The following is a 21,478-nucleotide window of genomic DNA, read 5'->3' as shown; positions in this document are numbered from 1 at the left end:
TTACTAATCGGTCGAGGGCTTGACCAAAGCAACTCGGAAAGCAATCTGTATGAAGTTTTGAAGGTATGTACCTTTAACAATGACGTTACCTGATTTCAGGCGAACGTCATTCTTTAACTTAATAATCCTCGATAGCTCAGTTGGTAGAGCACGCGGCTGTTAACCGCGCTGTCGTAGGTTCGAGTCCTACTCGGGGAGCTGATTGCTCGATAGCAGATTTTGCTATCGAGTTTTTTACTTTACAGGAAATTCCTTAAATCGTCAGAAATAGTGTATAATGAACTAGAAATAAAAAATAACATAACATAACAAAAAAGCGAATGGTAAATAGTGCAGTTTTCCGTTTTGTTCATTTTAGAAAACATACGAAGGACAACATCGCGTACAGAATGGAATAAGCAATCTAAGAGAGATCTGTCTTTGAGAAAATAAGCACGAAGCTCTTCCGGGATAGTGAAAACATAATGACGGTGAACACAGGCAACAAGCTTACAGGGCAAATGAAAAATGGAAGATTGTCGTAGGTGTAAGAAATAACGTTAAGGGATAGCGTTAAGAAATAGCGTTGAGAAGTAACGTTAAGAAATAGCACTATAAGTATCGCTAAGGAATAACGTTAAAAAATAGCACAAGAAATAGCACAAAAAAACGCCCACAGATAACGTCATAATATTATGAACTGACTTAGCTCATGATATAGGGGTGACATGTCTGCGGGAGTTTTTCTTATTGTTACACTTCGGTGCGTTTTCCTACAAAGATACTGATTAGATAGAACAGTACTGCATAGATAATAAAGCAAACGAGGCAGCGTGTAATCATATTCGAAGCCATAAGGTCTGCTGCAGTCTGATACATGCAATTATCCAGCCAGTAATCAGCAAAATCAAAAGATTTTTTATGGGTCAGGGTGTCTGCCAGTGAGATTATCATGGATAAAACCAGTGGACCGATAATACCGACTGCGATGGAACCGCCTGTTTTCTTAAAAAGAACTGCAATCAGGAAGAACAGGGAGGTGTATGCAAAGTTGCCAAGAAGCTGTAAAAGCAGGGCAACAATCAGGTCTCCGGTAGTGCCAGAAGGGCTTCCGACTTCCCAGAATGCAGTGCCGGCAAGGAATCCGGTAAGCCAGCAGACAATGGTATAAAATGTTGTGGCAGCTAAGGATACCATGTATTTTACCGCATAAATGCGGGTGCGGCTGTAGCCTCTTGCAATGATATTTTTTAAAGTGCCATTGGTGTAGTCGCTGCATACAAAGAGGGAAAGAAATATAGCCAGTACAATGGTAAAGTTGCTGGAAGAAACTGCACCAACCAGCATATAGATGCCAGTATAAAGGAATCCATCGTCAGAAGCACTTACGGTTACGCCGCCAGCTTCCATATTTCCCTGTGATAAACTGTAAATCATATTTAATGTTACTGCGGTCAGAAGAATTAATCCGATTAACACACAGCCACAGATGTAAAAGCTCTTCTGACGGAATAATTTTCGAAATTCAAATCTAAATAATTGTCCCATATTAACCACCTATCCGTTTCATAAAGTATTGTTCAAGTCCTTCTGCATGCACCCAGAAACTATTTACCGCAACGTCCTGTTGAACCAGACGTTTGTTTAATTCAGCGGCTTCCTCAAGATGTGAGGAGAGAATCACCTGATTGCCGGCAATGCGAATCTGTTCTGCCGGAATAGTTTCTGCAAAAATAGCGGCTGTTTTCTGCACATCATCTACTGTAAAAATCAGTTTGTGCTGGCAGCGTTCATTCAATTCTGCAGCAGTAACTTCTTCAATCAGCATACCGTCGTTGATAATTCCATATCTGGTAACGATTTTGGACAGCTCATCTAATAAGTGGCTGGAAATGAGAATTGTAATATTTTTCTCATGATTCAGCTTTAAAATCAAATCACGGACTTCCTTCATTCCGGCAGGGTCAAGACCGTTTACCGGCTCATCTAAAACTAAGAACTCTGGATTGCCGAGAAGTGCAATGGCAATACCAAGACGCTGGCGCATTCCAAGGGAAAATTTGCCGGCTTTTTTATTACCGGTATCAGCAAGCCCAACCAGAGAAAGGATTTCCTTAATCTCTGCATCGGTGCCACCGTAAATTAAGGAAAACTGCTTTAAGTTTTCATAGGCGGTACAGTTTTTATAAAGTCCAGGTGCTTCGATTAAAGAACCGATTTTGCGTCTGGCTTTATCGAAAGGCTCGCCGCCAAATAATTTGATTTCTCCTTTGGTAGGGAAAGCAGTACCTAAGACAAGGCGCATGAAAGTTGTTTTTCCGGCACCGTTTTTTCCAATGAATCCGTAAATATCACCTTTGTGAATGGTCATATTTACATTATTTACAGCCATCTTCTTACCGAATTGCCGGGAAAGATTCGTTGTTTGCAATATTGTTTCCATAAACATATCTCCTTCTTTATTTGTATTACTACAATAATACACTAAGACAGTAATGTCAAGAAGAAAATTTTAAAAGATCGACAGAAAGAGAAAAGAAGTGTACCCTTAAAGAGAATAATTTTGAGTAAAATTATGACGAATAATTCTTAAAAAACGCTTTACATCACCACTACTCTATGGTATACTAAAACACGTTCTGACGGTCGTTGGAACGTATCTGGCTCCGTGGTCAAGCGGTTAAGACATCGCCCTTTCACGGCGGTAACACGGGTTCGATTCCCGTCGGAGTCACTACACGAACAGAATATGAGGCATAAAAAATGTGCCACTGCATATACTGGAAGTGTTACAACAGAATATGGCGACATAGCCAAGTGGTAAGGCACGGGTCTGCAACACCCTTATCACCAGTTCGAATCTGGTTGTCGCCTCTTTCAAGAGAATCTTTTATAGATTCTCTTTTTTTTACGCGAGTAGCGAGAAAAATCGCATGCTTGCATGCAGATTTGGCGAGCACCGCGATAACTCGAGAAACTCGCAAAGCGTGTTTCTCGTAGTTGGCGAGCAGCTTAAGAAACTTCAATTCCATGCACCTGCAAAAATTCCTTCGCAATCTTCGAAAGGTGCCGGTCTTTGCTGATAATAAAAGCACTCATAATATAAAGATTTTCATCGGAAATATATTTGATACACATATCCTTAATTTCCCGCATATCTTCTTTCGTCAGGGAGACTAAGGCTACACTTCCAAAAGATCGTGCCCACTCAATGGCAGTGGTTTTCGGAGAAGTAATCATGGAAACATTTGGTGAAAGAAGATAGTGTCCAAAAGAAGCATAAACAATATCCAGACAGTCAAAAGGAATTGCCAGCGGGTAGTTGGCAAGGTTCGGGACAGAAAGCTTTCCTTTGATTTTAGCCAGGGGATGGTCTTTTGGAAACAGGGCAACAATATCCTCCTTTTCATAAGGATAAAGTGTAAGCGCACCATGTCCGGGTGCGGCAGAGCGGATAAGACCAATCTCTGTAATTCCATTTAAGACATTCGGAATAACAAATTCGCTTGGAATCTCATAGAAGTCATAATTAACTTTCGGGTGCTTTGCGATAAAGGCATCAAAAAATTTGTGCAGAAAATAAGGAGAGTTACCGGCTGGAATCGAAATTTTCAATAGCTCAGAGAAGCCGGCTTTCTGATTCAACAATTCATTTCGTAAGCCCTCTTCCATCATGCAAATCTCTTTGGCACGTTTGTAAAAGATTCTTCCTGCATCCGTCAGCTCTAAAGAACGGTTTCCCCGGAGAAGAAGCTTCGCACCATAGGTTTTCTCAATATTTTTTAACTGGTTACTCAAAGAAGGCTGTGCAATCAGAAGCTTGTTGGCAGCAGCTACGATACTGCCGCAATCTACAATAGTTACAAAGTTACGGTAAGAATCTAATGTCATAATAAAATACCTCTTTTGTTTTGTAGGATTATTTGAAAATATAATTTATGTGGTTTGTGGAGGGGATTGTAAAAAATGTAAGATTTCCAATGTTTGACATGATAACTGCCCGGTTCGCCGAAGTACGGATGCATTTTAAGGGCTGTTAGGGGCACTTGGAATTTCGTCTGGCATCCGGCAACGCTGGCACAGGGAAGTGCCAGCGAGGCGCATATGAACATGGATGTGAATTTGCGCCGGTTGCCAGGCTTATTCAGTTATAGGTCGAAATTCTTAGTGCCCCTTGCAGACATTATTCAGCATCCGTACTCGGCGGACAGAGCAGTTATCCTCTCAAAGCAATGGAAAGACAGTTTATAATCAAGAAAAACATGTAACTAAGAACTGCAGACATTTCATATCAGATAAAATGATCTTCCTGCATAACCGGCTAATTATATTGAAGTAAATATTTTTTCAATCTTCCTCCACACAATATAATAAAAATATTATAGAAATCAAGTAAAAATAGTATTTTTATTATAAAACGATTTCTATTATAATGCAAATGTATGTAAAGCAAAGGTGCAATACGGGGACGTGTTGTACCTTTCGTATTTTTCATAGTTACAATACATCCGAAGGAGACAGAACATTCTCCGGCGGATATATAATGATGGATAAGAGGATATAGATAAAATGGAACATTATGATTTAGAAGTATGTGGTCTGAAACGTGAACTGCCTTTTGTTAAACTGTCAGATGGAACAGCGTATGCAAGTTTTGTGGTAATCAGTGATACAGAGCTGATTGAGAAAGCAGGTAAGGAACTGGCGGCATTTGCCAATGGAGCGGAAATTATCCTGACCATTGAAGCAAAGGGAATTGCCCTGGCGTACGAGATTTCAAAGCAGCTTCATATGAAGGAATTTGTGGTAGTCCGGAAAAGCGTGAAGTCCTATGTGAAATCATTTATCCAGGATGCGGTGCATTCCATTACAACAGAGGGAAATCAGGACATTTTTCTGGATGAAACGGATGCAGAGAAGTTAAAGGGAAAGAAAGTTGCAATTGTGGATGATGTGATTTCAAAAGGAGAATCCCTGGCTGCGGCAGAGCGTCTGGTGCAGAAAGCCGGAGGAGAGGTTTGCAGCAGGCTTGCAATTCTGGCAGAGGGAAAAGCGGCAGAGCGGACAGATATCACATTTTTACAGAAACTACCATTGTTTCAGAAAGGAAAAGAATCCTATGAGCCTGTTGATTAAGAATGTTGCGATTGCAGATGTGTTGGAAGATAAGATAAAAACCGGGGATATTTATATCAGAAATGGTCGTTTTGAGAAAACTGCAGAGCATATTGATGCCAGTGAAATAGAAGAAAAGGAGCATCTTACGGTAATCAATGGGGAAGGGCTTACTGCCCTGCCGGGATTAATTGACGCCCATACCCATGTGGAGCTTAGCATGTTAAGCAGTGCATCTTTTGCAGAGGCACTGATACAAAACGGAACCACAGCAGCAGTCTTAGACCCTCATGATGCAGTAAATGTCTTAGGACATAAAGGTGCAAAATATCTGATGGAAGAGATGAAGGAGACAGAGCTTACACCAGTCTGGATGGCATCTCCCTGTGTTCCGTCAGCACCGGGATATGAAGACTGTTATGGACAGGTGATGCTTTCTGATGTCAAAGTGATGGTGGAAGAATATGGCATGTATGGAATTGCAGAAGCCATGGATTATAACCGGGTCATTGCAAAGGAAGCTTCTTTAAAAGAAATCTTGGATTATGGAAAAGAAAAAGGTTTAAAAATAGACGGACATGCGCCGGGTGTATTGGGAGCTGACTTAGATACCTATATTGCAGCAGGCGTAAGCTCTGATCATGAGAGTGTAACGGTGGAGGAAATGTTAGAAAAATTCAGAAAAGGAATGTATGTCATTATCCGCCGTGGCTCCTTAAAAGAGCCTGCAAGTGCAAAAGAATTCTTAGATAAAGCAGGAGACAGCGACCATATTTTACTTTCTACCGATGGCTGTATTACAGCAAAAGATATGGCAGAGCATGGACATATGAACTATGCACTGGCGCAGATTGTGAAAGAAGGTGTGGAGCCGCTTCAGGCAATCAAGCTTGCTACGGTTTATCCGGCAGCAGCCTATGGATTAAAGGATAGAGGTGTCATTGCAGAAGGATATCGTGCAGACATGATACTTGTGAAGAATTTAACAGACTTTAAGGTGCAGGATGTTATTGTAAACGGAGAAATTGCAAAGGCTTCTTATCCGCGAATGGATTATCCGAAAGAAGTGATCCATTCCATAAAGCGGGATGATTTAAAAGAAGGAGAACTTACGATTCCATTGCCGGAAGGCTGCATAGATGGCGAAGTAAAAGTCAATATTGTAAAAATCGTGGACGGAACCTTAGAGACAATTCACGAAGAGAGAAAGCTTCCGGTAAAGAACGGTGCACTCATTTTAGAGGATGACTTAATGTATTGTGCAGTAGTAGACCGCTACCGGAAAGATGGTTCCATCGGAATCGGCATCATCAGCCAGGCAGGAGCACTGCAGGGAGCATTTGCCGGTTCGGTAGGACAGGATACCCAGAATCTGATTGCATTTGGAACTTCTCTTTCAGATATGACGCTGGCATTTAATCAGGTCATTGTAAAACAGGGTGGTCTTTCTTATGTAAGGGATGGAGAAGAGAAACAATTTGTGGGACTTCCGGTACTTGGCATTTTAAGTCAGAAGCCAATGGATGTATTTGTAAAGGAAACAGATAGACTTTTAGCTGATTTGTGGGAACATGGCTGTATTCTTAAGAATCCAATCCTCACTATGAGTCTTCAGATTTCCCTTGCTGTTATTCCGGAGATGGCAATTACCAACCGGGGATTATTGGATATTATAAATAATCGATTTATTCCAGTTTGTGAACTGGTTTAGATAAAACAAAAGAAAGGACGTTTATTATGGAAAAGTTTTTCAAACTGAAAGAAAATGGTACCAGCGTAAAAATCGAGTTTATTGCAGGTATCACAACATTTGTTACCATGGCTTACATCATCATGGTAAATCCGGCAATGCTTGCCACACCTTTTGAAGGAACCGATATGTATGATAAGGTATTCAACGGCGTATTTTTTGCCACCTGTCTGTCCGCATTTTTAGGAACCTTCTTAATGGGAGTTCTTGCCAAATTACCGTTTGCCCAGGCACCTGGTATGGGAATGAACGCATTCTTTACTTACACCGTAATGCTTGGCATGGGTTATTCCTATGAAGCATCACTGGCAATGGTATTCATTTCCGGTGCATTATTTATTCTGATTACTTTATGTTCCTTCCGGGAAAAAATTGTAATGGCAATTCCGAAAAATATAAAAGTTGCCATATCAGTGGGTATCGGATTATTCCTTGCATTTATCGGCTTCCAGGATGCCGGTCTTATTGTAGGAAATGAAAGCACCATGGTATCTTTGGTGGATTTCTCTACTTTCTCTGAAAATCCGGTGGCTTGCTGGGGCGCAATTTTAGCCTTCTTTGGAATCGTACTTACCACCGTTCTTTATAAGAAAAAAGTAACCGGTTCTATTTTAATCAGTATTTTTGTAGTAACTATTCTTGGAATTTTCACCGGAAATACGGTATTTGATGGTTTCCAGATTAACTTCGGTGCCCAGGTAAAAGATTTCGCAGATGTTTCCTTATTCGCATGCTTCCGCGGTTTCCGGGAATTATTTATGGGAAGCTCGGTAGGACAGGCAATTTTAACTTTAATCATGCTGATTATCACCTTCTCCATGGTTGACATGTTTGATACGATCGGAACCTTAATCGGAACTGCAAAATCCGCAAATATGTTAGATGAAGATGGAAATATCCCAAATGCAAAGAAGAGCCTTCTCTGTGATGCAATCGCAACGGTAGGCGGTTCTATATTTGGTACTTCCACCGTTACCACTTATGGTGAATGTATCTCCGGAATCAGCGTAGGAGGAAGAACCGGACTGACTTCTGTATTTACAGCAATCATGTTCTTAGCGGCAATCATCTTTGCTCCGTTTGTAAGCATCATCCCATCCTGTGCAACAGCACCGGCATTAATCTTCGTAGGTGGTCTTTTGTTAAGTGCCATCAAAGATATGGAATTTGATGATGTATCTGAAGCAATTCCGGCATACCTGGCATTAATCATGATGCCGCTTACCTACTCCATCGCAAACGGAATTGCCGTTGGATTGATTGCTTATACATTAATTAAAATCTTTACCGGAAAGTTCAAGGAGTTAAACATTATCACCGTGGTATTATCCGCACTCTTTGTTATCCGTTATCTGATGATTTCCTTATAATCTTTTGAAGAACTGCATAAGAAAAGCGCAGGGCAATGAATGCTCTGCGCTTAAACTTTTTAGCTATGTAATAATTCTACTGTGGCTGATTTGGATTCTGCTGTTCTGGCTGCTGATACTGCTGCTGACCATTGAACTGCTGTGACTGTCCATTGAACTGTGGCTGTCCGTTGAACTGCTGCTGTCCATTAAACTGCTGCTGTCCGTTAAACTGCTGCTGTCCGTTAAACTGCTGCTGTCCATAATAAGCCTGCTGTGCCTGATTTACCTTTGGAGCTACAATGCCGTAAGCCCAGTTTGCAAGTCCGTTTAATCCAGGAACGTTTGCTTCGTTTCCTTTGGCTGTGTTTACAAGAGCCATGATACAGAAAATCAGAACTACAAGGCTTACAATACCATCAATGACAGAAATTGCTGTTCCCCATACAGAACCCATAAGAGGTATCTGGTATAAGAAATCGAAAATGTTTAAAATACCATTTACGATATCTGCAAAGATACATAAGAAAAATGCCTGAATTACCTGACGGGAAGCCCACTCATTTTTCTCAACAATGAGAACAAAGCCAGCCAGTAATGCAAGAACGGTGCTGTATCCTAAGAATGCAAGGATAAAAGCTGCTACTGCATAAAATGATAATCTGATACCTAATTTACCTTTTTCCATTATATTTGTTCCTCCTGAAATGGTTTAATATTTTACAATATATAAGTATACTGTTCTTATGAGAAAAAAGCAAATGGATTCAGGAAAGAATAAGCAAAAAAGAGGTAAAATGCAGGAGAAAAAAACTGTGAATTCTCTCTTGACGGATACGCACAGCTTTGGTAAACTATATGAGTGTGAATTGACACAATTAAATATGTGGCGTCTTAGCCAAGTGGTAAGGCACGGGTCTGCAACACCCTTATCGCCGGTTCAAATCCGGCAGACGCCTTTTTAAAGAGAACCGAAGAGGTTCTCTTTTTTTAATAGTAGTTGTAATATGAAAGTATGCAGAAATGAAATCCCGGAAAAGCCTATTATAATAAAAGCTGCTAACACATATCCGGTTATTTTTGGTAACAATATGGGAATAGAAACTGGTAGTGCATTTATGCAAATACATAAAAAAGTAGCTGGAAGATATTTAAAAGTCAATATAACTGCATTTTTTACGGTATATTTTAAAGTAGTTCTGTATTGATCCGGAAGAAAAAATGCATAAATAAGAAAACCCTGCAATAACAACAAAATAAGAAATTGTATACAGAGAGTGAGAGACCTGAAAAAGGTTTCTGGCATAAAAGGTAAAATGTATAAGTTAATCAGACAAAATATAAATAAAATCATTACAGGTAGCCAAAGAAGAATATTCTGCTTTAAATTTTTTCTCCAAAAGAAAAAATAAGTTCTTGCAATATAGGATTCTGTATTTTGTGAAAGTTTTAAATTTGTTTGATAAAGGGCGTAAAAGGATACCCCGATTGTAATGATAGGAAGGGATGTAATAATGAATAAAAAATTTAAAGCAATTAAACTGGTAAATTTGTTGATAAATCGAAAAAATTTACCATCAAGTGAAAAGAAGTTTTCCATAGTATAATATCCTTTCAAAATTAATTCTATATTGTGGAATCCCGGATAATAAGTTTTGTTTTATATTCCATATATGAATGAGGAGAGTTTGGATATTGTATCCGCTCTAACATCTGGCGGGCTGCAGCAATACCAAGGTATTTTTTTGGAGTCTGTATTGTAGTGAGAGAAGGCGTAATCCTTTCAGAAGCAGGAATATCATCAAATCCTACTACACTTACATCTTTTGGAATCTGATAACCCAAAAATTGAAGAGCATATATTAATTGGATTGATATATGGTCATTCCCGCAAATAAATACATCCGGAACAGAAGCCATCTTTTGTAATTTTTTAACGACTGTTTGAAAGTCCTGAAATTCATCAGAAGTTTCTGTTAATAAGCAATGTTTCCGGTCTAGTTCCAGGTGATTATCAGAAAGACATTCTTGTAATGCATCAAAACGTTCCTGAAAACCTCGTCCTACATTTGCGGAATAAATATCTCCAACAAAGGCAAAACGCTCGGCACCCTTGGAAATTAAATAATTTACAATCCGGTGAATATTTTTTTTGTTCTCCATAGTAACAATATCTATCATATCTAAAACAGGATTATAATCCTTTGGTAAATCAACAGTAATAATTGGAAGATTATATTGTGACAATGCATTGCAGATAGCCCCATCACAAATTTCCACTAGAATAATACCTTTAATGGAAGGATCTTTTAATGCAGTAGGAAAATCCATTGTTTTCAAATCACTTTCAGACATGATTCCAATTACAAGATGATAATGTGCATTAGATAAGATGGATTCAATACCTGTTAAAACCGCAGTCCAGAATTCAGAGTCTGGTGCATAGGTTTTGGTAAGAAACAGGATAGAACCATTATTCACATTAGATGGAGAAGTAACATCTCCCGATTCGGAAAAAAGTTCTTTGTTTATGTTATTGTAATTCAGTTCTCTGGCTTTATTTAAAACCCGCTGTTTTGTTTTCGAAGAAACTTCATTACTGTTTTTTAAAGCTTTAGCAACAGTATTTCTGGATAAGTTTAATTCTTCGGCTAATTGTTTAATCGTGCATTTCATACTTCTACCTCCAGATTTATTGTAACACTTTATTAAAAATAAAGGAAGAAGAAAATGTGCGAAAAATAAAAATGCACGAAATGCACAAAATAACAATGAAAAGATGTATAACATGTATAAAACAACAGTTTTTATTATGTAAAAAAAATAGAAAATGATAAAATTGAGAAAGCTATGTTGAAAATAAATAGTGCATATGCTACAATTTAAGCATAAAAAGAACGAAAAAAACGTGCAAATAGTGCAAAGAGAGGTGCGTATGAAAAAATTATTGTACAGACCAAAAGATGCATGGGTTGGAGATTTAATACCATATTATGAAAATGGAACTTTTTATGGTTATTATCTGCATGATCCAAGAATCAGGGACAAGGAGTATGCAGAAGAAACTACCTGGCATCTTGTAACAACAAAAGACTTTGTAAATGTGGAATACAAAGGGGAAGCAATCAAGAGAGGAGGAGATGACAAGCCAAATAAGAATGCTTACACTGGTTCCGTAATAAAAGACAAAGAAAATCTTTATCATGCATTTTTTACTGCGTATAATGAAGATATAAAAATTAATGGAAAAAGTGTACAGTCTGTAATGCAGGCAGTAGGAACAGATTTAGAACATCTTAATACGGTAGAAGAATTTTTGTTTGTTTCTGATGGAAAGCAATATGAAGAATTTGACTGGCGGGATCCATTTGTATACTGGAACGAAGAAGATGAATGTTATGACATGCTTCTGGCTTCAAGAATTAAAGGAGGAGGTGAATTAAGGGGAGGCTGTATTGCATTGTGTAAGTCAAAGGATTTGAAACAATGGACCTATGAAAAACCGTTTTATGCCCCTGGCATGTATATCACCATGGAATGTCCTGAAATTTTCAAGATGGGAAATTACTGGTATCTGGTTTTCTCCACTTTTTCGGATCAATTTACTACACATTATAGAATTTCAAAAAGTCCAAACGGACCATGGGAAATTCCTGAAGATGATGTCTTTGACACCAGATCAGATTATGCAATCAAAACCGCATCAGATGGACAGCGAAGATTTGCATTTGGATGGATTGCAAGCAAATATGGAAATAAAGATTTTGGACCATGGGAATGGGGTGGAACAATGGTGTTCCATGAATTGATTCAGAATCCGGAAGATGGAACATTAAAAGTCCGGGTTATTCCAGGTGTGAAAGAGTTCTATGATGAAGTACAGGATTTGAAACCAGCAGCAGGCTATAATAGCCGGATAACAAAGACAGAAAAAGGAATTCATGTAATAAGTGATACCTTAGGCTCCGGTGTCTATGAAATTCCGGAAGATTGCTTTTCGATTGAAATGGATGTCTGTGTGAAGCGGGGACATGAATTCGGAATAGCGTTACATGTTGATTCTGAAATGGAAAAGGGTTATTTTTTAAGAATGAATCAACGGAAAAAGGAAGTAGCATGGGATATGTGGCCACGTTCAGAAAAGGGAATCTATCAGTGGCAGATAAAAGGTGATATACCATACCAGATAGAAACATCCAGAAGGCTTCCGGATGCAGATGAATATCATTTACTGATAATAAGAGAAGATGATATCTGTATTGTGTATATTAATGATGAAATTGTATTATCTACCAGAATGTATGATCACAAAGGTGGCTATGCCGGTGTTTATGTGGTACAGGGAGAAGTGGAATTAAACAATTTTGTGATAAAAACAAGAAAAGAGAGGGATTAAAATGAAAAAGAGAATGATGAGTATTTTATTGTTAGCAACAATGGTAACAGGGTTGATTGCAGGCTGTGGTTCTACAAAAAAAGAAGCAAAAAATGATGATGATGTGGTAACTGTTACGTGGATGACATCAAGACCTGTGGATGGTGAAATAGATCAGGTAATGCATGAAATTGCAGATCAGTACAGTAAAGAAAAAGGCGGAAAGTGGAAAATTGAATTTGAAACAACAGCGGACAGACCTTCCTATTTACAGAAATTAAAGACATTAATTGCCGGAGGCAATATGCCGGATATAATTGATATTGATGCCGATCCATATTGTCAGGAGCTGGTAGATGCAGGAATGTTAGTAGATGTAAAACAATTTTTAAAAGATAATGACAGATATGATGATTTCTATCCGATTGCATTAAAATATCAGGAATTTACAGATGGTTCCATGTATACTTTACCATTAGAATATCATGTGGAAATGACATGGTATAACAAAGAAATTTTTGAACAGTATAATCTGACACCACCAACTACCATGGATGAGTGGCTGAATGTATGTAAAACCTTAAAAGATAATGGAATTACACCGATTTCGGTAGATGGTGTTGACAGATGGCCGGTACAGAGATACTTAGCAATGCTTCCATTTAGAGAAACCGGAAATGATTTTATCATTAATTTAAGAGATGGAAAAGAGAAAATGGACAGTGAAACCGGAAGAGAAGCAGCAGAATTTATGAAAGAAATGGGTCAGTATTTTAATGATGGATTTGCTGCAACAGACTATGCAACAGCACAATCAATGTTTTTAGATGGAAAATCTGCAATGTATTATATTGGTGACTGGGAAATCGGCGCTATGCAGGATGCATATAAGCAGGGTAAAATTGATTATTTTTATCTTCCTACTATTGAAGGTGCAAAAACACAGCCAAATGAATTTTGTATAAATTCTGGAATTGGTATGGCATTTAATGCAGAAACATTTGATGAAAAAACAAAAGATTTTATCTTATATGTAATTGATAATTATGGTAAATTATATGCTGGAAAACAGCAGATGTCTCCAATTAAAACCGATTTACCGGATGATGTTGAATACTCAGATCTTTATCTGAAAATTCAGGAAGATATGCAGTCTACAGGTGAAAACTTCCTGAAGCCTTGGGATACATACCTTGATTCCAATACCAATACCGTTATGCAGGATAATTTATTATTGCTGGCATCCGGTGATTTATCAGTAGACGATTTTTGTAAACTGGTAGATGATTCTATTGCAGAATATACAAAATAAGTAAATGACATATCGAGATATGTATTATCATGATTGGTAATACATATCTCGTAACAGATTTATATAAATGAAAAGGAAGGAGTTATAATGGGCGTTATAAGAAACAAAAAGGCCTTTCTGGCATTTTTACTTCCAGGATTATTGTTCTATATTTTGGCAGTATTTTATCCAATAGAAGAGTCTATTCGATTAAGTTTTATGAAATGGGGAGGAATAGGAAAAAAGCAGTTTGTCGGATTGCAAAATTATGTGACTATGTTTCACGACGAAGTTTTTTATAAGGCATTTTTTAACAATCTGATTTACCTTGTTATTGTAGTTTCCATGCAATTATTAATTGGACTGTTTTTTGCAATATTGCTGACATATATGACAAAGCATGTGACACTGGTTAAAACGTTGTATTATGTACCATGTATTATTACAACAGTTGCTATCACACAGCTTTTTAGAAGTATGTACTCAACAGAGCCTATGGGATTATTGAATCAGATATTACAAAAAGTAGGTTTAGGTGGAATGGTAACGTCCTGGCTTGCGAAAGTAAGTACTGTATTACCAGCTGTATCCATACCGGAAGGATGGAGATTTACTGGAATGTATATGGTTATATTTTATGCTGCACTGGTTTCATTAGATCCTTCTGTATATGAGGCTGCCAAAATAGATGGCGCTTCTGAAATGCAGATATTATTTAAAATTAAAATGCCATTGATAAAAGATATTATACTTCTGACTTTGACGATGTGTTTGACAGGAGCATTAAGAGGATTTGATATTCCATTTTTATTGACAAGTGGTGGACCGGGAAATGCCAGCGAATTAATGTCTACATATATGTATAAAAAGGCGTTTTCAAGTAACCAGTATGGTTATGGCAGTACTTTAGCGGTGTTTATTATTATTGAAAGTATTTTAGTTGTTTATATTTTAAGAAAAATTTTTACTTCAAAGGAACAAAAAGAAGAAAAAAGAATTGAAAAAGAACGCATCAGAAGGAATAGGAGGGGAAATCATTGAAGAAAAAAATAATAAAAATAATATTTGCAGTATTGATTATTCTCTTCTTAATCATTCAGATATATCCGGTCATATGGTTGTTTGTTGCAAGTGTGAAACCAACCGTAGAGTTGTCAGCAGCTCCATTTGCATTTCCAAAGAGTATTACGCTGGAAAATTTTTCTAAGGTTTTATCAGATGGTAAAATCGGTATGTATATGTGGAATAGTTTAAAGGTGACCGCTATTTCGCTGATTCTGATTGTAGTATTAAGTTCTACTGCAGGATATGCATTGTCAAAATTTAAAGTAAGAGGAACAAAAACAATTTATTCTTTCTTTACATTTGGAATTATGGTTCCAGTACAGATTACATTAATACCATTATTTATTTTTTATAGTAAACTAGGTATTTTAAATACAAGTTTTTCTTTAATATTACCACAGGTAGGATTTGCATTACCTTTATCAGTTATGATGTTTGTAAGTTTTTACGAATTTGTTCCGAATGAATTGATAGAGGCAGCGGTTGTTGATGGGTGTTCACCGCTTCGGACTTTTATTCAGATTGTGTTCCCATTAGCAAGAAATACCGTTATTACAATTGCTTCCATGTATAGTATTCTGATTTGGAATGACTTTATTTTTGCAAATACATTTATTAGTGATACTTCAGCCAAGACAGTGGCAATGGGATTAAAAGATTATGTCGGAGCATTTGGAAATGTGGACTGGGGTTCAACATTTGCTGCAATAGCAATTTCAATTCTTCCTCCACTGGTAATCTATTTTGCGTTAAATAAATGGGTAACAGCTGGAATGACTATGGGTGCAACGAAAGGATAAGGTATAAAATGGATAAAAATATGATTATGCTGCCAGGAACAGCAGCAATGCTTCCCTATCTGACACATGGAAAAAGCAGGGCGATTAATGCTGAAAACAGGACGGGAGAAAAGGGAAAAGGTGGTATGGCAGCCAGCGGTCTCGGAAAATCAAGAAAAGGCAGTCCTTGTTTGAATGATATCCAGCCGGGAGAGACGGTCGTTTTAGGAGAAATAGATGGTCCGGGAATTATTCATCATATATGGATAACAACGGATAATAAAACGTCAGAAGGAGATTGCTTTGTTCTTAGGGACCTGGTTCTCAGAATGTATTGGGATGGCGAGGAAAATCCATCCGTAGAAGCACCGTTAGGGGATTTTTTCTGTTGTGGATTTGGAAAAGAGTGTTATATTAATTCCAGTCTTATAACAGTTGTCCCATCCAGAGGGTTAAATTCTTATATTCAGATGCCATTTAAAAAGAGAGCAGTTATTACATTAGAAAATCAGCATGCAAATGCAATTCCGGCTTTTTTTTATCAGATTGATTATAATTTATACAATTATCTGCCAGAAGAAACGGAATATTTTCACGCAAGCTGGAGGAGAGAAGCTCTTACCGAGCTGGGAAAAGATTATGTTATTGCAGATGGAATAAAAGGTAGTGGTCATTATATCGGTACATATATAGCATTGTCTACACTTCAAAGATATTGGTGGGGTGAAGGAGAAGTAAAGTTTTATATTGATGGAGATGAACAATATCCAACAATCTGTGGAACCGGAATGGAAGATTATTTTGGAGGTTCCTGGAGTTTTGCCAAACATGAAAACGGAAAAACGATAGAACAGACATATACAACTCCTTTTCTTGGATATCCATATTATTCAAGGCATGATGATCTGGTAAATAATTTATACCATAATGATGATTGTCCACCAATGCGCGGTTTTTATCGCTGGCATGTCATGGATCCAGTATTTTTTGATGAGGAGCTTAAGGTTACTGTGCAACAGATTGGTGTTGGACATAAAGGTTTATTTGAACGTCAGGATGATTTGTCAAGTGTTGCATACTGGTATCAGAAGGAACCACATAATGTTTTTTCAAAGCTTCCTGAGAAAGAAAAAAGATGGCCAAGATAGAAAAGGGAGCAGAAAGGTCAATTGATGTCAAAGGAAAAAATGCTTCAGGAAATTGAACGGGCACAAATAGTAATTAATCAGAATAAAGAAAAAGTTTCACAGGGAAAAATGAGGCAGAAATACCACTTTATGGCAGAAACGGGATGGATTAATGATCCAAATGGATTGATATATTTCAAAGGAAAGTATCATTTTTTCTATCAGTATAATCCATATCAGAGTTTTTGGGAAAATATGCACTGGGGACATGCTGTCAGTGATGATTTGATTCATTGGGAGTATCTTCCGGTTGCATTAGCACCAAGTGAACCTTATGAAGATCATTTGAAGGGTGGATGTTTTTCCGGAAGTGCAATTGAATTTGACGGAAAGCTATATTTAATATACACAGCAGCAACGAATCATGGAAATGGATTTGTCCAGACACAGTGTGTTGCTTATAGTGAAGATGGTATTCATTTTGAAAAATATGAAAAAAATCCAGTTTTAACAGCACCGGAAGGGATTTCGTCAGATTCCTTCCGGGATCCCAAGGTATGGAAACACGAAGAAAGCTATTATATGGTATGCGGAGCTTCAAAAAATCAAAAAGGACAGGCGTTATTGTATCGCTCGGAAGATTTGATACATTGGACATTTATAAATGTATTAGCAGAAAGCAGGGGAGAATGGGGAACCATGTGGGAATGTCCTGATTTCTTCCGTATAGGAAACCGGTATGTTTTAACTTTTTCACCTATTGATGCAGGAGAGAGGACTTGTGTGTATTTAACCGGTTCGTTTGATTATGATACCGGCAAGTTTGATTATGATGTTTCAGGAGAAATTGATTGGGGTTTTGATTATTATGCACCACAATCATTTCAGGCACCTGATGGAAGAAGAATTATGGTTGCATGGGCAAATGAATGGGAATGGATGCCGTTTTTTAAAGACTGGGGACCGACTTACAGGGAAGACTGGTGCGGATTCTTTAATTTTCCGCGCGAAGTTAATATGACCAAAAGTGGAAGATTGAGTTTTGTTCCGATACGGGAGTTAAAAAAATGTAGAAAAAAAACTGGTAAATATGTTCAGGACAAGTTGGTGATTTGTGATTCGCAACAAGAGTTAAAATCAGATGATGGAATAGCATTTGAGCTGAAATTTAATATAAATTTACGAGCGAGCAATGCACAGCAATTACTTGTAAAATTAAGATGCGATGAAATAAATCAAACAGTTTGTATATTTGATTTGAAGAATGGGGAATTAAAAGTAAATCGTAATAAGGCAGATGGATGGAGTAAAGGGATATCACACAGTATACTCTTTTTAAAAGAAAAAGATGTATTAGATGTTCATATTTTATCTGATCAAAGTTCCTTAGAATTATTTACTGATAATTATCAAAATAATCATTCTATGAATGTATTTGCGGGAAATGAACAAAATAAAATATATTTTCAGGCAGTAGAAGGAAGTGTTGTGCTGGAAAATGTAGAAGTGTATGGAATTGAACCGTGAAAAAATGAATTTCATTTCATGGTATGATGATATAGAAGAAAAGGAAATGATAAACCAGTTCGGAAAAGAACTGGTTTCATTTCTATAAAAACAAAAGGAAGAAATATAGGAGGAATCGTAATATGAAAAAGAGCTTTGATGTTATTGCATTGGGAGAATTATTAATTGATTTTACGATGAATGGACAGAGTGAACAGGGGAATGATTTGTTTGAAGCATGCCCTGGTGGAGCGCCATGTAATGTTCTGGCAATGTTAAATGAAATGGGAAAGAAAACAGCATTTATTGGCAAAGTTGGAAAAGACCAGTTTGGAAAATTGCTTCGAAATACGTTAAATGATATTGGAATTGATACCTCCAATCTTTTTACAGACAGTACTGTAAATACAACACTTGCATTTGTACATACATTTCCGGATGGTGACCGTGAGTTCTCTTTTTATCGTAATCCGGGTGCTGATATGATGCTGACAGAAGATGAAATTAATACAACATTTATTTCCCAGGCAAAAATTTTCCATTTTGGAACGTTATCTATGACACAGGATAGTGTAAGAGCTGCAACAAAGAAAGCGGTTAAAGCGGCAAAGGAGAGTGGAGCACTCATTTCATTTGATCCAAATTTAAGGGAACCTTTGTGGAGTTCATTAGAATTAGCCAAAGAACAGATGAATTATGGATTTAGTCAATGTGATATATTGAAAATCTCTGATAATGAGATTCAGTTTGTTACTGGAAAAGAAGATTATGATGAGGGAATCAGATGCCTTCAGGAAAAATATCAGATACCACTCATTCTCTTAACAATGGGAAAAGAAGGAAGCCGCGCTTATTATAAGGGAATGCGTGTGGAATGTAGTGGATTTTCTGTAAAGACAATCGAGACAACAGGTGCAGGAGATACGTTTACGGGAAGTGTGCTGAATTATCTTCTGGAACATGATTTTAATAATTTGACAGAAAAGCAGTTGGAGGAACTTTTAAAGCTGGCAAATGCAGCGGCAGCTATAGTGACAACCAGAAAAGGTGTTATCCGTGCAATACCAAAAAAGAGTGAAATAGAAGAACTGCTTCAAAGGAATATGTTATAATTTATAAAAAGATTTGGACAATAAAAAGAGCTGTGGCACAGTCAGAGGTTGGGTCGGTCAGCTCTTTTTTTTGTAACCTTTTCCCATCTTCACTTGTATATATAGTGAAAGGCCTTTTAAACAGAAAAGAAATATGAGGGATCACTCATGAGAATAGCAACTGAGGTATTAGTGGAAAAGTATAAAGACCATTTATTTGCAGCGGCATTCAATGTCTGTAAAAATGCAGCAGATGCCGATGATGTGGTGCAGGATACTTTTCTTCAATATCATACAACCAACAGACAATTTGAAAATGAGCAGCATATCAGAGCATGGCTCATTCGGGTGGCAATCAATAAAGCAAAGAACATCAATCTTTCTTTCTGGCGGCAGAAGGGTGTGCCGTTAGAAGAATATATGGAGACACTGACATTTGAGACACCAGAAGCCCAGATACTGTTTACAGAAGTCATGAAGCTTCCAGAGAAGTATCGAATCGTCATACATTTATTTTATTATGAGGATTACACCATCCGGGAAATCGCGAAGATTATGAATGTGACAGAAAGCAACGTGAAGGTCAGGTTGACGCGTGGTCGCAGACTGCTCAGAAATGTATTAAAGGAGGAATGGGAAAATGACAGATAAAGAAAGATATAAACAGGCTTTTTCTTCTTTGCATGCCTCCGGACATATTTCTTTGGAGGTCAATATGAATCATAATAGAAAATTTCATCCAACACGTAAATTAATCGCAGCAAGTGCCTGCGCCATATTGTTGTTAGGTGGCAGCAGTGCCTATGCAGCGTATCATTTCCTAAGTCCGTCACAGATTGCGGATGAAGTAGCGGACAATGGAGCATTGAGCCGGGCATTTGCCGGAGAGGATGCGGTAAGCGTCAATGAGACACAGCAGAGCAATGGCTATGATATTACCTTATTAGGACTGGTGTCCGGAGAAAAATTAGAGCTTTGTGTACCACAGGAAACTCGGGAAAATGTCAGCAAATCACATACTTATGCAGCTGTTGCAATTGCAAAAAGTGATGGAACCGATATGGAATACCGTAATTTTTTTGTGGCACCGTTAATCAATGGCGTGTCTGTTTTGGATGCCAATGCAGCAACCATGGATGAGACACTTACCTGGTTCTGTAAAGATGGAGTTCTTTATGAGCTGATAGAATGTGATGATTTGGAAATATTTGCAGACCGCGGTGTACAGTTGGGAATTGTGGACAGCTTCGGGAGCGAAACGGCTGCATTTCGAATGGACAATGAAAGTGGCTCTTACCGTAAAGTGGAAGACTATGCTGGCACAATTGCACTTTTCACCCTGCCATTAGATAGCACTAAGGCAGACCAGGCGGCAGCGGAGGAGTACCTTAAGAAGCTTGAAGAAGCTGAGGCAGGAGCTGAGGCAGGAGCTGAGGCAGCAGATACGGAAGGAACTGCCGGCAGAGCAGAAGTCAGCGTAATTACCGGAGCAGAAAGTAAAGCTGCAGCAGGCTATATGAATCAGCAGGTCAGAGATTTCGTGGATGGAATTACAGCAGATAATTTATCGGATTATTTTGAAATCGTAAAGGATTATCCGGTATTTTCTGCTACACCGGACGAAAATGGCTGGGTAGATTTTGGAACACAGTATATTGAAAAAGAAGATTATGTTGCAAATGGCGGAAGCGGCGAAGTTTCCAACTGGCTTGCAGAGGATGAATATTTTAGCGTCAATGCAATTACCATGTCAGGAAACGATGGAAAAGAAGATGCTTCCACACTTCGGATTTCCGTTGTTTTCCGCAATGAAGACGGAAGTCTTACAGAAGCATTGTATCAGATAAAACCAGACTGCGTCGATTTGATAAAGTAAATTTAGTAAAGATATGACATAAAAAGAGGTTGTTACACCGGATAGATTTTTTACCAAAATCCGGCTGTGGCAGCCTCTTTTAAAAGGCATTTTCTTATGATAAGATTATGGCAAAAATGAGAAATCAGTTAAGAAAAAAGGAAGAGATAATATGGAAAAGCAGTAGCGTTTGCGG

Annotated in this window: 18 protein-coding genes, 4 tRNA genes and 2 pseudogenes; 17 read left to right on the top strand and 7 right to left on the bottom strand. The window is 37.9% G+C overall.

Features of this window, described 5'->3' with window-relative positions:
- Positions 1 to 125 precede the first annotated feature (125 nt).
- Positions 126 to 198 (top strand) — tRNA-Asn (locus LKD41_RS12655).
- A 131-nt stretch (positions 199 to 329) separates the two neighbouring features.
- On the opposite strand, the pseudogene LKD41_RS16075 reads toward LKD41_RS12655, so the two are convergent.
- The 3 genes and pseudogenes from LKD41_RS16075 to LKD41_RS12645 all read right to left on the bottom strand — a co-directional run.
- Positions 330 to 491: pseudogene (locus tag LKD41_RS16075) on the bottom strand (IS91 family transposase); the annotation flags it as partial.
- A gap of 241 nt (positions 492 to 732) precedes the next feature.
- Entirely contained in the window at positions 733 to 1,527 is a 795-nt protein-coding gene (locus tag LKD41_RS12650) for an ABC transporter permease (protein WP_227701389.1), read from the bottom strand.
- A 1-nt stretch (position 1,528) separates the two neighbouring features.
- Positions 1,529 to 2,422: an ABC transporter ATP-binding protein gene (locus LKD41_RS12645; protein ID WP_227701388.1), complete on the bottom strand. Its 894-nt coding sequence runs from the start codon at positions 2,420 to 2,422 to the stop codon at positions 1,529 to 1,531.
- Positions 2,423 to 2,641: 219 nt separating this feature from the next.
- Between LKD41_RS12645 and LKD41_RS12640 the strand changes: the two genes are divergently transcribed.
- Together LKD41_RS12640 and LKD41_RS12635 are read left to right on the top strand one after the other, a co-directional pair.
- Positions 2,642 to 2,713 (top strand) — tRNA-Glu (locus LKD41_RS12640).
- Positions 2,714 to 2,782: 69 nt separating this feature from the next.
- Positions 2,783 to 2,853, top strand: a tRNA-Cys gene (locus tag LKD41_RS12635).
- 138 nt (positions 2,854 to 2,991) lie between these two features.
- Here LKD41_RS12635 and LKD41_RS12630 read toward each other — a convergent pair.
- Positions 2,992 to 3,870: a LysR family transcriptional regulator gene (locus LKD41_RS12630; RefSeq protein ID WP_227701387.1), complete on the bottom strand. Its 879-nt coding sequence runs from the start codon at positions 3,868 to 3,870 to the stop codon at positions 2,992 to 2,994.
- A gap of 678 nt (positions 3,871 to 4,548) precedes the next feature.
- Between LKD41_RS12630 and LKD41_RS12625 the strand changes: the two genes are divergently transcribed.
- Genes LKD41_RS12625 through LKD41_RS12615 form a run of 3 tightly spaced genes read left to right on the top strand, consistent with a single transcriptional unit; the run spans position 4,549 to position 8,214 of the window.
- Positions 4,549 to 5,115, top strand: a complete 567-nt coding sequence (locus tag LKD41_RS12625) for a phosphoribosyltransferase family protein (RefSeq protein WP_022242521.1) — start codon at positions 4,549 to 4,551, stop codon at positions 5,113 to 5,115.
- Entirely contained in the window at positions 5,099 to 6,805 is a 1,707-nt protein-coding gene (locus LKD41_RS12620; RefSeq protein WP_227701386.1) for an adenine deaminase C-terminal domain-containing protein, read from the top strand. Before LKD41_RS12625 ends, LKD41_RS12620 begins: the two co-directional genes overlap by 17 nt.
- 26 nt (positions 6,806 to 6,831) lie before the next feature.
- Entirely contained in the window at positions 6,832 to 8,214 is a 1,383-nt protein-coding gene (locus LKD41_RS12615; RefSeq protein ID WP_022242523.1) for an NCS2 family permease, read from the top strand.
- 76 nt (positions 8,215 to 8,290) lie between these two features.
- Here LKD41_RS12615 and LKD41_RS12610 read toward each other — a convergent pair whose 3' ends face one another.
- Positions 8,291 to 8,881 (bottom strand): hypothetical protein, encoded by a 591-nt coding sequence (locus LKD41_RS12610; protein WP_022242524.1) that lies wholly within the window; start codon positions 8,879 to 8,881, stop codon positions 8,291 to 8,293.
- Between the two features lie 200 nt (positions 8,882 to 9,081).
- On the opposite strand from LKD41_RS12610, the gene LKD41_RS12605 reads away from it, so the two are divergent.
- Positions 9,082 to 9,152, top strand: a tRNA-Cys gene (locus LKD41_RS12605).
- 48 nt (positions 9,153 to 9,200) lie between these two features.
- A complete protein-coding gene (locus LKD41_RS12600) occupies positions 9,201 to 9,401 on the top strand; it encodes a hypothetical protein (RefSeq protein ID WP_227701390.1) in 201 nt (66 codons plus the stop codon).
- Positions 9,402 to 9,526: 125 nt separating this feature from the next.
- On the opposite strand, the pseudogene LKD41_RS16070 reads toward LKD41_RS12600, so the two are convergent.
- Both LKD41_RS16070 and LKD41_RS12590 read right to left on the bottom strand, forming a co-directional pair.
- Positions 9,527 to 9,793: pseudogene (locus LKD41_RS16070) on the bottom strand (DUF624 domain-containing protein); the annotation flags it as partial.
- Positions 9,794 to 9,819: 26 nt separating this feature from the next.
- Positions 9,820 to 10,869: a LacI family DNA-binding transcriptional regulator gene (locus LKD41_RS12590; RefSeq protein WP_227701385.1), complete on the bottom strand. Its 1,050-nt coding sequence runs from the start codon at positions 10,867 to 10,869 to the stop codon at positions 9,820 to 9,822.
- A gap of 259 nt (positions 10,870 to 11,128) precedes the next feature.
- Here LKD41_RS12590 and LKD41_RS12585 point away from each other — a divergent pair, with 259 nt between their 5' ends.
- From LKD41_RS12585 to LKD41_RS12545, 9 genes are all read left to right on the top strand, one after another.
- Complete coding sequence (locus LKD41_RS12585; RefSeq protein ID WP_022242527.1) at positions 11,129 to 12,589, top strand: glycoside hydrolase family 32 protein; 1,461 nt, start codon at positions 11,129 to 11,131, stop codon at positions 12,587 to 12,589.
- A gap of 1 nt (position 12,590) precedes the next feature.
- Positions 12,591 to 13,880, top strand: a complete 1,290-nt coding sequence (locus LKD41_RS12580) for an ABC transporter substrate-binding protein (protein WP_118542398.1) — start codon at positions 12,591 to 12,593, stop codon at positions 13,878 to 13,880.
- Positions 13,881 to 13,967: 87 nt separating this feature from the next.
- Positions 13,968 to 14,900, top strand: a complete 933-nt coding sequence (locus LKD41_RS12575) for a carbohydrate ABC transporter permease (RefSeq protein ID WP_118544500.1) — start codon at positions 13,968 to 13,970, stop codon at positions 14,898 to 14,900.
- On the top strand, positions 14,897 to 15,724 hold the full coding sequence (locus LKD41_RS12570; protein WP_227701384.1) for a carbohydrate ABC transporter permease: 828 nt from the start codon (positions 14,897 to 14,899) through the stop codon (positions 15,722 to 15,724). Before LKD41_RS12575 ends, LKD41_RS12570 begins: the two co-directional genes overlap by 4 nt.
- A 20-nt stretch (positions 15,725 to 15,744) precedes the next feature.
- Positions 15,745 to 16,851: a glycoside hydrolase family 172 protein gene (locus LKD41_RS12565; protein ID WP_416390269.1), complete on the top strand. Its 1,107-nt coding sequence runs from the start codon at positions 15,745 to 15,747 to the stop codon at positions 16,849 to 16,851.
- A gap of 24 nt (positions 16,852 to 16,875) precedes the next feature.
- Positions 16,876 to 18,357, top strand: a complete 1,482-nt coding sequence (locus LKD41_RS12560) for a glycoside hydrolase family 32 protein (RefSeq protein ID WP_227701383.1) — start codon at positions 16,876 to 16,878, stop codon at positions 18,355 to 18,357.
- 122 nt (positions 18,358 to 18,479) lie between these two features.
- Positions 18,480 to 19,448, top strand: coding sequence for a PfkB family carbohydrate kinase (locus LKD41_RS12555; protein ID WP_227701382.1), 969 nt, complete (start codon positions 18,480 to 18,482; stop codon positions 19,446 to 19,448).
- Positions 19,449 to 19,595: 147 nt separating this feature from the next.
- Positions 19,596 to 20,078 carry an RNA polymerase sigma factor gene (locus tag LKD41_RS12550; RefSeq protein ID WP_022242534.1) on the top strand — a complete coding sequence of 161 codons (483 nt, stop codon included), beginning with the start codon at positions 19,596 to 19,598 and terminating at the stop codon, positions 20,076 to 20,078.
- Positions 20,068 to 21,303, top strand: a complete 1,236-nt coding sequence (locus tag LKD41_RS12545; RefSeq protein ID WP_227701381.1) for a hypothetical protein — start codon at positions 20,068 to 20,070, stop codon at positions 21,301 to 21,303. The genes LKD41_RS12550 and LKD41_RS12545 overlap by 11 nt, the downstream gene beginning before the upstream one ends.
- Positions 21,304 to 21,478 lie beyond the last annotated feature (175 nt).

Origin of the sequence: Roseburia sp. CLA-AA-H209 (assembly GCF_020687575.1) — a bacterium.
Lineage (GTDB): Bacteria > Bacillota > Clostridia > Lachnospirales > Lachnospiraceae > Roseburia_C > Roseburia_C amylophila.
This window is presented reverse-complemented; position numbering and strand designations above follow the sequence as displayed.